8 protein-coding genes and 6 tRNA genes are annotated in these 13,745 nt (G+C 52.8%); 10 read left to right on the top strand and 4 right to left on the bottom strand.

The features are described 5' to 3' along the window. Positions 1–36: 36 nt before the first annotated feature. The 3 genes from chiP to nagE all read right to left on the bottom strand — a co-directional run bounded on the left by chiP (position 37) and on the right by nagE (position 5,973). Positions 37–1,440, bottom strand: a complete 1,404-nt coding sequence (gene chiP, locus SYMBAF_RS09600) for a chitoporin ChiP (RefSeq protein ID WP_040264863.1) — start codon at positions 1,438–1,440, stop codon at positions 37–39. Between the two features lie 662 nt (positions 1,441–2,102). Beyond that, a complete protein-coding gene (gene glnS, locus SYMBAF_RS09605; protein WP_040264862.1) occupies positions 2,103–3,767 on the bottom strand; it encodes a glutamine--tRNA ligase in 1,665 nt (554 codons plus the stop codon). A 217-nt stretch (positions 3,768–3,984) separates the two neighbouring features. After that, positions 3,985–5,973, bottom strand: coding sequence for an N-acetylglucosamine-specific PTS transporter subunit IIBC (gene nagE / locus SYMBAF_RS09610; protein WP_040264861.1), 1,989 nt, complete (start codon positions 5,971–5,973; stop codon positions 3,985–3,987). 480 nt (positions 5,974–6,453) lie between these two features. On the opposite strand from nagE, the gene nagB reads away from it, so the two are divergent. The 10 genes from nagB to SYMBAF_RS09660 all read left to right on the top strand — a co-directional run bounded on the left by nagB (position 6,454) and on the right by SYMBAF_RS09660 (position 12,453). Then, a complete protein-coding gene (gene nagB / locus SYMBAF_RS09615) occupies positions 6,454–7,254 on the top strand; it encodes a glucosamine-6-phosphate deaminase (protein ID WP_040264860.1) in 801 nt (266 codons plus the stop codon). Between the two features lie 18 nt (positions 7,255–7,272). Beyond that, the gene (gene nagA / locus SYMBAF_RS09620; RefSeq protein WP_040265097.1) at positions 7,273–8,424 is read left to right on the top strand and encodes an N-acetylglucosamine-6-phosphate deacetylase; all 1,152 of its coding nucleotides are present in this window, start codon (positions 7,273–7,275) and stop codon (positions 8,422–8,424) included. A 15-nt stretch (positions 8,425–8,439) separates the two neighbouring features. Then, positions 8,440–9,660, top strand: a complete 1,221-nt coding sequence (gene nagC / locus SYMBAF_RS09625; RefSeq protein WP_040264859.1) for a DNA-binding transcriptional regulator NagC — start codon at positions 8,440–8,442, stop codon at positions 9,658–9,660. Between the two features lie 333 nt (positions 9,661–9,993). Then, positions 9,994–11,658 (top strand): asparagine synthase B, encoded by a 1,665-nt coding sequence (gene asnB / locus SYMBAF_RS09630; protein ID WP_040264858.1) that lies wholly within the window; start codon positions 9,994–9,996, stop codon positions 11,656–11,658. 206 nt (positions 11,659–11,864) lie between these two features. Further along, positions 11,865–11,941 (top strand) — tRNA-Met (locus tag SYMBAF_RS09635). A 6-nt stretch (positions 11,942–11,947) separates the two neighbouring features. Then, positions 11,948–12,032 (top strand) — tRNA-Leu (locus SYMBAF_RS09640). A gap of 29 nt (positions 12,033–12,061) precedes the next feature. Next, positions 12,062–12,136, top strand: a tRNA-Gln gene (locus SYMBAF_RS09645). Between the two features lie 44 nt (positions 12,137–12,180). After that, positions 12,181–12,255 (top strand) — tRNA-Gln (locus tag SYMBAF_RS09650). 41 nt (positions 12,256–12,296) lie between these two features. Continuing rightward, a tRNA-Met gene (locus SYMBAF_RS09655) sits at positions 12,297–12,373 on the top strand. A gap of 5 nt (positions 12,374–12,378) precedes the next feature. After that, positions 12,379–12,453, top strand: a tRNA-Gln gene (locus SYMBAF_RS09660). An 89-nt stretch (positions 12,454–12,542) separates the two neighbouring features. Here the strand turns inward: SYMBAF_RS09660 and ubiF are convergent. Further along, positions 12,543–13,727, bottom strand: coding sequence for a 3-demethoxyubiquinol 3-hydroxylase (gene ubiF / locus SYMBAF_RS09665; RefSeq protein WP_082026908.1), 1,185 nt, complete (start codon positions 13,725–13,727; stop codon positions 12,543–12,545). Positions 13,728–13,745: the final 18 nt, after the last annotated feature.

Below are 13,745 nucleotides of genomic sequence, written 5' to 3' on the forward strand. Positions count from 1 at the left end.
TATTCCCGTTAAGTCTTCCCGGCGCAATCAACTGCATCAGAAAAGGGTGAATGGCGCGGTGACCATGAATTTGACGTCTTTCTCGTCCTGGAAGATATTGCCATAACCGCCACCCCAGCTTGGGATGTTGGTATGGTTAGCATATTGGGTGTAGTGCAGTTTGAGCTGAGTACCCTTGGCGCGCCCTTCCTGGACGGTGTACATCGCATCCAAGCTCCAGGCGCTCTCTTTCAGACGCTGACTCTGATCGTAGATCGGGTTGGTGCTCGGCTTGGCGTTCCAAGCGTAAACGTAGGAACCGCCGACCGCCATACCCGGCAGGCTCCAATTGCTAAGATCGTACATCACCCCAGCATAGAGCGCTTTCTCCCCGTTGGCGTTGAAGTCAGAACGATTATCCCACCACACGTCGAGATGGCCGTTGGAGGAGGCGTAAGTCGGCGTCATGCGTTGCAGGAAGAAGCCCTGGTTGCCTTCCGCTTTGACCATAGTGCCTTCCAGACGCCAGTTGAACTGGCCGGTGGTATAACCGAAGGTCAGCGCCTGCAACCAAGCCAAACCGTCGTAGATGTTGTTCAGATCGTCCTTGTCGCTGATGCGGTCTTGCGCACCGTAGAGCTGGTAGCGGGTGGTCAGCGGGTTGCCCAACAGAGCAAATTTATAAGATGCCTTGGTGAAGTACTGGTTCACATAGCCCTGAGCCTGACCAAAGGCGGCTTCCAGTACCAGATCGTTTTTAAAATCATACTTGACACCCAAAGAGTGCAAATAGGCAACGCCGGTTTTTTTATCGTTTTGGCGGAAGCCATCCATCTCGCTATGCCACGGTGCCTTGTATTTGTCCGTCCACATATAGGAGAAGCTTAGGATGCCGGCGTCACCGTAGTCAACGTTAACTCCCGCCTCCGCGCCACGATAAGTACCCGGCATAAAGCTCCAATGCGGCGCGAGCAGCGTCTGGCCGCTAGGCTGGATGTAACCGACACGCGCCCAGATCGGGCCGTATTTAAATTTACCGGCAGCTTTATACAGGCTGATGCCGCTTTTATCGCCGGAGTAATCTTCGTCATAGGTACGATTTTTCGAGGAAAACGCGATTTCGTTCGGGTGGCTGCTGGCGTTGGAGTCAGCCAATTCGATGGCGGTAAAGGCCCCCACATCCAGTGCGAACATGTTCCAGACGTAGCCTGAGGAGAAGTCCAGGCTCAAGTTGGCGGTAGAGTGCGACAGGTTGGTGGTGTATTTGTGGTCATCGCCACTGACCGGGTTGAGATCTTTACGGTCACGCTCACGTTGCCAGTAGTAAATACTGCCCGTCAACGTGGAATCATCGATAATCCCTGCGGCCTGCGCCTCAGGAACCACGGCAAATCCTACTCCCAATAGCGCGCCCGCCACAGCGAGCGCCAACGTTTTACGTTGAGATCCATGCACACCCATATGCAATCCTCTTTGACTTAGAACCTATCCCATTAGCCCATTAGCCCATTAGGCTATTTTATTTGCCATTTTGTACCAGGGCAGTGCTCACCCTCCTCATGGACTCCCAATGCACGTCTACTGGGATAGGCGCTTAATATTAAAAGTTGCCGCCGCCGGTGTTTACTACCACCCTGTATAACCGCTAATAAAAAAACCAACCGGGTAAAAATATGACCACAGCTTGACCACCACAGCACTTATTGCTGCAAACAGCCTATTTTTCGCGATGCGAATTATCAAGTAAAAAATGAGAGGAATTCCTCAAACTATGATGAAGAGCACATATCGATGAGATTTCGTTACGACGTGATGCAAACAGGATTATAGATAAAAAATTCAGTAAGATAAGAAAAAATATCGATATCGGGTCAATCAGAGAAGATTAACGTTTTCAACTAAAAAAAATAGGCTAGCATTTTTCACACCCAATTAATTCGCTTCACGAAAATAATTTAAAATATGATATAAACAATGAGTTATATCAATAAGCCGATCACAAAAACCGCAAGTGAGAATTTAAAACGGCGGAGGAAATACGCATTAAAGGGAAAGCCTAGACAGCAACAGAAATAAAAAAGCGCAGCCGAAACTGCGCTTTCAATACATTACCTGGGTGAGGCTCAGGCTCCGATTTTCGCCCAGGCATCACGCAGGCCAACGGTGCGGTTAAACACCAGGTGTTCGGCCGAAGAGCAGTGGCTGTCAGCGCAGAAGTAACCTTCACGCTCGAACTGATAGGCTTTCTCCGGCTGTGCAGCCGCCAAGCTCGGCTCGACAAAACCCTGCTTGATCACCAGTGATCCTGGGTTGATAGTGGCGAGAAAATCTGCCGCCGCCGCCGGGTTAGGCACGCTGAACAAGCGATCGTATAAGCGAATTTCTGCTGGCAATGCGTGAGCAGCGGAAACCCAGTGGATCACACCTTTCACCTTGCGGCCATCGGCCGGATCTCTACTCAGCGTCTCGGCATCGTAGCTACAAAAAATAGTGGTGATTTCCCCTACTGCATCCTTTTCAACCCGCTCGGCTTTGATCACGTAGGCGTTGCGTAGGCGCACTTCCTTGCCCAACACCAGACGTTTGTACTGTTTGTTGGCTTCTTCGCGAAAGTCAGCGCGGTCGATATAAATCTCGCGGCTGAACGGCACCTCACGGCTGCCCATCTCAGGTTTATTCGGGTGGTTAGGCATAGTGAGCATTTCTTCCCCTGTGCCCCTATTCTCGATGACGACTTTCACCGGTTCCAGCACGGCCATGGCGCGCGGCGCGTTCTCGTTCAGATCGTCACGAATGCAGGATTCCAGTGCCACCATTTCGACGTTATTGTCCTGCTTGGTCACGCCAATGCGCTGGCAGAACTCACGGATAGCAGCAGCAGTATAGCCACGGCGACGCAGACCAGATAGGGTCGGCATGCGCGGGTCATCCCAGCCTTCAACATGCTTTTCCGCCACCAGTTGGTTCAGCTTGCGCTTCGACATAATGGCGTACTCAAGATTGAGTCGTGAGAACTCGTATTGACGCGGGTGGCATGGGATGGTGATGTTATCCAGCACCCAGTCATACAGGCGGCGATTATCTTGGAACTCCAAGGTACACAACGAATGGGTGATACCTTCTAGCGCATCGGAAATGCAGTGGGTGAAATCATACATCGGGTAGATGCACCACTTATTGCCGGTTTGGTGGTGTTCGGCGAACTTGATGCGGTACAACACGGGATCGCGCATGACGATAAACGGTGAAGCCATGTCGATCTTGGCACGCAGGCAGGCAGTACCTTCAGCGAACTCGCCATGGCGCATTTTCTCAAACAGCGCCAGGTTCTCTTCCACACTGCGGCCACGGTATGGGCTATCTTTGCCCGGTGCGGTCAGGCTGCCACGGTATTCGCGGATCTGCTCAGGTGACAGTTCATCGACATACGCCAAGCCTTTGGTGATCAGTTCAACTGCATACTGGTACAGTTGAGCAAAATAATCGGAGGAATAACGGATGTCGCCGCTCCACCCAAAGCCCAGCCACTCCACGTCGTGCTTGATCGACTCTACGAACTCGATGTCTTCTTTCACCGGGTTGGTGTCATCGAAACGCAGGTTGCACTGGCCTTGGTAATCCTTGGCGAGGCCAAAGTTCAGGCAGATGGATTTAGCATGACCGATATGCAGATAGCCATTCGGCTCCGGCGGGAAACGGGTATGTATCGACGTGTGTTTCCCTGACGCCAGATCTTCATCGACGATCTGACGGATAAAATTGGTTGGGCGGGCTTCAGCCTCACTCATTTCATTATTCCTCAATGCAAAGCGCTACACATAACTGCCTATGTTCCAATAAGCCACGTTCGGAAACAACCGTTTGTTTCAGCAAAATGCAGGACACGGCTGCCCCATGGTGCAACATTCCATCGCAGGGCCACGTAAAAATAAAAAAAGCGGGAAGAGCCTGTTCTCTTCCCGCTAAAACGAGGGTGAACTCCCAAGTACTATCAGGTAAATCGATTTATTTCTGGATCTCAAACAGTTTGGTCTGGCCAGATACCACAGAACCAGTCGCCAATGCCGTCAGACCAGCGTAATCGCCAGCATTGCTGACCACCACCGGGCTTATCATCGAGCGAGCATTGGCGTTCAGGAAGTCCAGATCCAATTCGAGAATTGGCCGACCAGCTTTCACCTCAGCGCCCTCTTCAACCAGACGTTTGAAGCCCTGACCATTCAACGCAACGGTGTCGATGCCCATATGCACCACAATCTCCACACCCTTGTCAGTTTCCAGACAGAAGGCGTGGTTGGTGTTGAAAATTTTAACGATAGTACCGTCCGCCGGTGCCACAACAATTTTGTCAGTCGGGCGAATGGCCAAACCATCACCTACTACTTTACGGGCAAAAGCCTCATCAGGTACCTGATCGAGCGCCACCACTTCACCAGTCACTGGAGCCAGCAATGTTTCGAGAGCCACCCTAGGCACATCCTGTGGCTTGTCCTCAGCTGCGGGGCCAGCCGCAACCAGGTTGTACATGGCGCTGGCGATCAGCTCCGCACGGGTGCCGACAATCACCTGTACACTTTGCTTGTTAAGACGGATCACGCCGGAAGCACCCAGGCGTTTCGCCAACGCGTCATTCACCCGCGCGGCGTCCTTTACATTTAGACGCAGACGAGTAATGCAGGCATCAATGCTGGTCAGGTTATCATAGCCGCCAATGGCATCCACATAGCGACGCGCCAGGGTAGTGATATCGTTTTCGTTTTTATCAGCGCTGACATCGGTGTCGTAGCCGTCAGTCTCTTCACCGGCTACCGCCAGTTCGCGCCCTGGGGTCATCAGGTTGAACTTGTTAATGGTAAAGCGGAACACCGCGTAGTAGATCACGAAGAACGCCAGCCCCTGCGGGATCAGCATATACCAGTGGGTCGCCAGCGGGTTGCGCACCCATAACGCCATATCCACCAGACCAGCGCTGAAACCGAAACCGGAGATCCAGTGCATGTAAGCCGCAATAAATACCGAGATACCCGTCAGCACCGCATGGATAAAATACAGCATCGGTGCCACAAACATGAAGGAGAACTCCAGCGGTTCGGTAATACCGGTAAAGAAGGAGGCAAAGGCGGCCGCCATCATAATACCCAGAACTTTGGCCTTATTGTGCGGATGCGCGCACTGGTAGATCGCCAACGCCGCCCCCGGTATACCGAACATCATGATTGGGAAAAAGCCCGCCTGATATCGGCCGGTAATGCCAGCCACCGCTTTACCAGCGTCGATAGACTGCTGGCCGCCGAGGAAGTTAGGGATGTCGTTAATGCCAGCCACGTCGAACCAGAACACCGAGTTCAGCGCATGGTGCAAGCCTATCGGGATCAGCAATCGGTTAAAGAAGGCGTAAATGCCCGCGCCGACAGAACCCAATTTCTGGATTTGCTCACCGAAGCTCACCAAAGCGTTGAAGATCATCGGCCAGATGGACATCATGATAAAAGCTACCAAGATCATCAGAAAAGAAATGAGGATCGGCACCAGTCGGCGGCCACTGAAGAATGACAGTGCCTTCGGCAACTCTACACCGCTGAAACGGTTGTAAATTTCGGCGGAGATGATACCGACCAAAATACCGACGAATTGGTTCTCAATTTTACTGAACGCAATGGGAACCTGATCGAGGGGAATTTTCTGAATCATCGACACGGCGGCCGGCGAACAGAGGGTAGTCAGCACCAGGAAGCCGACAAAGCCGGTCAGCGCAGCGGCACCGTCCTTGTCTTTGGACATGCCGTAAGCCACGCCAACGGCGAATAATGCCGACATGTGATCGATAATGGCAGAACCGGATTTAATCAGGAAAGCCGCGAGAACATTGCCACCTCCCCAGCCGACAGGGTCAATCCAGTACCCGATCCCCATCAAGATGGCAGCTGCAGGCAGCGTGGCCACCGGCACCATCAGCGCGCGCCCCACCTTTTGCAAATAATTAAGAATGTTCACTTTTTTCCCCTACATTGTTCACGGACGAACACTATTTTGATCGTTTATTAGAGGTTTTCACTCTTTTAGCAAAATAAAGCATGGCACCTACCCCTGATGTGAAGTGTAAAAAAAATATTTCGCATCGCAAATAATAACCTCCGTATTTGTGATTAATATCACTTTTAAATCATCTTTAACTGCCAGAATGCTCGCCATATAACACGACTTATTTTATGATCTAAAAAAACAGGATGGACGATGCCGCGTAGATCAGACATCTGGGTTACGCTTGGAGCCTATCCCAGTAGGTGTACATTGTTGCAGCCAGCAAGCATACGGACAATGCGCAACAACCGCAGCATACAGGGAGTCCGTGAGGAGGGTGAGCACTGCCCAGGGCCAAAATGGCAAATAAAATAGCCTAATGGGACAGGTTCTTAGCCTTTCCTCCAGGCTCGCACAGTATAGCTTTATTTTACTTATTTTAAGAGGTGTTAGATGAGACTTATCCCACTGAAAGATAATGCACAAGTCGGCAACTGGGCCGCACGTCATATCGTTCAACGCATCAACGCATTCAACCCCACCGCAGAGCGCCCATTTGTCCTTGGCTTGCCAACCGGCGGCACACCACTGGAAGCCTACAAGCATCTGATTGCGCTGTACAAAGCAGGTGAAGTAAGCTTTAAGCATGTTGTGACATTCAACATGGATGAATACGTTGGCCTGCCACAGGAGCACCCGGAAAGCTATCATACCTTTATGCACCACAATTTCTTTGATCATGTTGATATCCCAAGCGAAAATATCAACCTGCTAAACGGCAATGCCGCAGATGTCGACGCCGAGTGCTACCGGTACGAAGAAAAGATCAAATCTTACGGTAAAATTAACCTGTTCATGGGCGGCGTTGGCGTTGATGGCCATATCGCGTTTAACGAACCCGCATCGTCACTGACCTCACGAACCCGCATCAAAACGCTGACTGAGGACACCCGCATCGCCAACTCGCGCTTCTTTGGCGGCGATGTCAGCCTGGTGCCGAAATATGCGCTGACCGTTGGCGTAGGGACATTGCTTGACGCAGAAGAAGTGATGATTCTGGTGACCGGCCACACCAAGGCGCTGGCACTGCAAGCTGCAGTGGAAGGCGGCATCAACCATATGTGGACCATCAGTTGCCTGCAACTGCACGCCAAAGCGGTGGTGGTGTGCGATGAGCCTTCCACCATGGAATTGAAAGTCAAAACTGTTAAATATTTCCGTAAGTTAGAAGCGGAAAACGTTAAAAGTCTTTAATCTTAGCAGAGGGCTATGATGTTCGCTTTAACCCAAGGCCGCGTCTTTACCGGCTACGATGTACTTGACGGCCACGCCGTCATTATCGCTAACGGGCTGATTGAGCGTGTCTGCCCAGAGGCTCAATTGCCAGCCGGCATCGAAACGCACGATTTGAGTGGCACACTCCTGGTCCCCGGATTGATCGATGTGCAACTGAACGGTTGTGGCGGCGTGCAATTTAACGATTCATTGGACGCCATTTCGCAACAGACACTAGAAATCATGCAGCGCGCCAATGAAAAATCCGGCTGCACCAGCTATTTGCCAACGCTGATCACCAGCAGCGACGAATTTATCAAACACGGCATCGCGGTGATGCGTACCTACCTTAAAACGCACCGTAATCAGGCGCTCGGTCTACACCTAGAAGGGCCATATCTTAGCCCGGTGAAGAAAGGCACCCATAACCCGGCTTTTATCCGCCAACCCACCAGCGAGATGATCGACTACCTGTGCGCCAACGCCGATGTGATCATCAAGGTGACGCTGGCACCAGAAATGGTAGAGCCTCGGTTTATCAGTCAGTTAAGCGATGCTGGCATTATAGTTTCTGCTGGCCACTCAAACGCCACTTATCATCAAGCTCGCAGCGGTTTCGCTGCCGGCATCAGCTTCGCCACCCATTTGTATAACGCCATGCCATCTATCACTGGTCGCGAACCTGGATTGATGGGGGCGATCTTCGATACACCTGAGGTCTATACCGGCATCATTGCCGATGGTCATCATGTCGCTTGGGCGAGTATCCGTAACGCTAAGCGCCTAAAAGGGGATAAGTTGGTGCTGGTCACCGATGCCACAGCGCCAGCCGGTGCCGATATTGACCAATTTATTTTTGCCAATAAAACAATATACTATCGTGATGGTCTGTGCGTGGATGAGAACGGCACGCTGAGCGGTTCTGCACTGACCATGATCGAGGCGGTGAAAAACAGCGTACAGCATGTCGGGATTGCGTTGGACGAAGCACTGCGTATGGCAACGCTGTACCCGGCACGTGCCATCGGCGTTGACCACCAATTGGGCACCATTGAGGCTGGCAAGATAGCCAACCTGACCGCTATCACACCTGATTTTAAGATCACTAAAACGCTCGTTAACGGTAACGAGGTTTATTTTAATGAATAGCGAGTAAGATCATTGATGAGCACTGGCGTACAAGCACAGATAGGGAATGTTGACTTAGTCAAACAGCTCAACGGCGCGGCAGTTTATCGCCTGATCGACCAGCAGGGGCCGATCTCGCGTATTCAAATTGCCGAGTTCAGCCAGCTAGCTCCTGCCAGCGTCACTAAAATTACTCGCCAATTGTTGGAGCGCGGGCTGATCAAAGAAGTCGATCAGCAAGCCTCCACCGGTGGCCGCCGCGCTATCTCCATCGTCTCCGAAACCCGCCATTTCCACACCGTCGCAGTGCGTCTTGGTCGTCACGATGCCACCATCACGTTATACGACATGAGTGCGAAATCGCTCGGTGAAGAACACTACCCGCTGCCGGAGCGTACTCAAGAAACGTTGGAAAATTCCCTATTTACCGCTATCGCGCACTTTATCGACAACCACCAGCGCAAGCTGCGCGAACTGATCGCCATCGCGGTGACCCTACCCGGCTTAGTTGACCCGGTTTTGGGCGTAATACACTACATGCCGCACATCAGCGTCAACAACTGGGCGTTGGTAGATAACCTGCAACAGCGCTTTAACGTCACCAGCTTCGTCGGCCACGATATCCGCAGCTTGGCACTGGCCGAACATTACTTTGGTGCTACCCGTGACTGTGAGGACTCGATCCTGGTGCGCCTGCATCGCGGCACGGGTGCCGGCATTATCGTCAATGGCAAGGTTTTCCTCGGCAACAACGGTAACGTTGGCGAGATCGGCCATATTCAGATCGATCCACTGGGCGAACGCTGCCACTGTGGCAATTTCGGTTGCCTGGAAACTGTGGCCGCCAGTGCGGCGATCGAACACCGCGTGCGCCAGTTGCTGACGCAAGGTTATCCAAGCAAGCTGAAGCTGGACGATTGCAACATTAACGCTATTTGTATGGCCGCTAACCGCAACGATCGGCTGGCCGTCGAAATGATCGAACACGTTGGCCGCTATCTGGGCAAGGCGGTGGCTATCGCCATCAACCTGTTCAACCCACAAAAGGTGGTGATCGCCGGTGAAATCACTGAGGCGGACAAAGTGCTGCTGCCAGCGATCCAAAGCTGCATCAATACTCAAGTGCTGAAAGACTTCCGCAAAAATCTACCAGTAGTCACCTCCGAGCTTAATCATCGCTCGGCGATCGGGGCCTTTTCCTTGGCTAAGCGGGCAATGCTCAACGGTGTGCTCTTACAGCGATTGCTGGAAAGTTGAACCACCAAGGCCTACACGCACAACCCTCCACATTATCGGCCAATCCACCGCTGCCTATAGCCGTTGAGCGTCTAATAATCGGTGATTTGTCCACACCCTAAAAAATTGAACATTTCTCAATTTTTTAGGGTGATTATTGAATATTCGCTAATATTCACCACCATACAAGTAACTAATTTTCAGAACAACGCTAAAACACTTGCATACTCTAGCGCTTTTGACGCATTTTCATAAATATCGTGCAGCAAAACCACGTCAGCACTGACAAACTGGCAATGTTGCCCATAACCGTAAAACACCATCACCGTCTAAAAAGTCGTTAGGAGAAGCAGCATGTGTTCTATTTTCGGTGTGCTCGATCTTAAGTCCGATCCCATTGAACTGCGCAAAAAAGCGCTGGAGCTGTCAGGTCTGATGCGCCATCGTGGCCCGGATTGGTCCGGCATCTACGCCAGTGATCATGCCATTTTGGTGCACGAGCGGCTGTCGATCGTCGACGTCAACAACGGTGCCCAACCGCTGTACAATGCTGCGCACAGCCATGTCCTGGCAGTCAACGGTGAAATCTACAACCATCAGGTGCTACGCCAGCAGCTAAGCGAGTGCTATGAGTTCCAAACCGGTTCTGACTGTGAAGTGATCCTGGCGCTGTATCAGCAGAAAGGCCCAGCATTCCTCGACGATCTGCAAGGCATGTTTGCCTTCGTACTGTACGACACCGAAAAAGACGCCTACCTGATCGGTCGCGATCATCTAGGCATCATCCCGCTTTATATGGGCCACGACGCGCATGGCAACCGGTATGTCGCCTCTGAAATGAAAGCGCTGGTGCCGGTTTGCCGCACTATCAAGACATTCCCAGCCGGTAGCTACCTGTGGAGCCAGGATGGCGAGATCCGTGAATATTACCAGCGCGACTGGTTCAATTACGAAAACGTCAAGGACAACACCACCGATGCCAGCGCCCTGCGCACTGCACTGGAAGACGCGGTGAAAAGCCACCTGATGTCCGATGTGCCTTACGGCGTGTTGCTCTCCGGCGGGCTGGATTCTTCAGTGATCTCGGCGATCACTAAGCAATACGCCGCACGCCGCGTAGAAGATCAGGCACGCAGCGAAGCCTGGTGGCCACAGCTACATTCCTTTGCCGTTGGCCTAGAAGGTTCCCCAGATCTGCACGCCGCACAGGACGTTGCCAACCATTTGGGTACGGTGCACCATGAGATCCACTTCACTGTGCAGGAAGGGCTGGATGCCATCCGCGACGTGATTTATCACATTGAAACCTACGATGTCACCACCATCCGTGCCTCTACACCGATGTACCTGATGTCGCGTAAGATCAAGGCGATGGGCATCAAGATGGTGCTGTCTGGCGAAGGTGCGGATGAAGTGTTCGGCGGCTACCTGTACTTCCATAAAGCACCGAACGCCCGCGAGTTCCATGATGAAACGGTGCGTAAATTACTGGCATTACATATGTTTGACTGCGCCCGCGCCAACAAGGCGATGTCCGCCTGGGGTGTTGAAGCCCGCGTGCCATTCTTAGATAAAAAATTCCTCGATGTGGCAATGAGCATCAACCCGAAAGACAAAATGTGCGGCCAGGGAAAAATGGAAAAACACATCATTCGTGAATGTTTTGAGTCCTATCTGCCAAGCAGCGTGGCTTGGCGTCAAAAAGAGCAGTTCTCCGACGGCGTGGGCTATAGCTGGATTGACACATTGAAAGAGGTGGCTGCACAGCAGATCAGCGATCAACAGCTCGAAACCGCGCGTTTCCGCTTCCCATACAACACGCCGACCTCAAAAGAAGGCTACCTGTACCGTGAAATTTTCGAGGCGTTGTTCCCGCTACCCAGCGCCGCCGAATGTGTGCCGGGCGGCCCATCAGTCGCCTGCTCTTCGGCCAAGGCCATTGAGTGGGACGAATCGTTCAAAAAGATGGACGATCCTTCTGGCCGGGCAGTAGGGGTGCACCAGGCTGCCTACAACTAACCACACTGCGCTTTATCACCCAGGCGAGCCTTTTAGTTGATGTTTGCTAACATCAATTGTTTGATATGGTGCTTTTTTCACCACAATGTTCACAACCCGGACAAACGGCCTTTCTGACCACTTTATCGGGAAAAAATTTGTTGACGCAAATCGGCCATATACGCATAATGCGCCCCGCAACGCTGATGAAGGCAAAGCAAAAAGAGGGCTACGTAGCTCAGTTGGTTAGAGCACATCACTCATAATGATGGGGTCACAGGTTCGAATCCCGTCGTAGCCACCATATTTTGCGGGAGTGGCGAAATTGGTAGACGCACCAGATTTAGGTTCTGGCACCGCAAGGTGTGCGAGTTCAAGTCTCGCCTCCCGCACCATTTTCCTTTATCGTCGGCACCGATGCTGATGGGGTATAGCCAAGCGGTAAGGCACCGGTTTTTGATACCGGCATTCCCTGGTTCGAATCCAGGTACCCCAGCCATCACCCTTGGGGTGAAAGCTTTCAACATTAGATTTGCTCGCAGGTGGGGTATCGCCAAGCGGTAAGGCACCGGTTTTTGATACCGGCATTCCCTGGTTCGAATCCAGGTACCCCAGCCATAATAAACTGCTTGCAGCTCAAATAAGTAGACAGTAGCATTGGCTACGTAGCTCAGCTGGTTAGAGCACATCACTCATAATGATGGGGTCACAGGTTCAAATCCCGTCGTAGCCACCAACTATTGGGGTGTCGCCAAGCGGTAAGGCTCTGGTTTCTGATACCAGCATACCCAGGTTCGAATCCTGGCACCCCAGCCATATTTAGGAAAGCCCGCTTTGGCGGGCTTTTTGCTGGGCAACCACTCGGCAATATTAACAACAGGTCAAGCCAAACTAACCCGTTTGCGTTATAACCCCAGCGCGTATTTCAACGCATGCTGTTTTAACTTACCCGCCCGCTGTGCGGCCATTAGGGCCAAGTTGCGTGCTACACTCAGCGGTGCCAAATTATTGCTAAAAACGCTATAGAATAGATCCATGCCGCTCTGCATCAGCAGGTTGTCGGGACGGCGCTGGCGCTGATAACGCATCAGCACAGACTCGCAGCTCCAGTCTTCACCCTGCTCTCGCGCTTCACCCAGTACCTTCAGCAGGACATCCACGTCGCGGTAGCCCAGATTGACGCCCTGACCAGCCAGCGGATTAATGGTATGTGCCGCATCCCCCAGTAACGCCAACCCCGGTAACACATAACGCTGTGCATGGCGGCGCACCAGCGGGAAGGCGCCGGCGGCGTGCACCCTTACCGCCCCCAACCGCTCCGGGAAAGCCTCAGCGATTTCACCTTCGAGCAGCAACGGTGGCATAGCCTGCAACTGGCGGATGCGCTGCGGGCTGTCGTACCACACCAGCGAAGCCCATTGGTCATATAACGGTAAGAAGGCACGCGGCCCGGACGGGAAAAACTGCTGCCAGGTGATGTCCTGTTGTGGCACGCCGGTATCGACGGTAATCAGCATGCACGACTGGCGGTACTGCCAGCCGTCAATACCGATGGCCGCCAAGCGGCGTACCTGTGACTGCGCGCCATCTGCCCCCACGACCAGACGTGCCTCCAGCGTTTCCGCGCTGTCCAACGTCAAACGCCAGCGCCCATCAACCCGTTGGAGCGATTGCAGCCGAGACGGACAGCGGAGCACCAGGTTGTCGCACTGTGCCAACTGTTGCCACAACGCCAGTTGCAGAATGCGGTTTTCGACCATAAACCCCAGCTCTGGCAGGCCGAGAGAGGCCGCATCAAACACCACGCGCGACGATCCCCACTCCCAAGTCTCCAGCAGACGGTACGCTGCGGTGCGCATCGCCATCACCGCTGACCACGCCCCCAACTGCTTTAATAACCCTACCGAGGTGCAGCCAATGGCCGAAATGCGCAGATCCGGCGGATTTTGCGCCTCGAACACCTGTGGTGCCTGATGCTCCAGCAGCGCCACCGACCACCCCGCATGCGCCAACCCCAGCGCCGCCGCCGCCCCGACCATTCCGCCGCCCACCACCACTGCGTCATACCCTTTTTGAAATGTATTGTTCATTTGGTTATGTTTTCTTTG

Origin of the sequence: Serratia symbiotica (assembly GCF_000821185.2) — a bacterium.
GTDB lineage: Bacteria > Pseudomonadota > Gammaproteobacteria > Enterobacterales > Enterobacteriaceae > Serratia > Serratia symbiotica.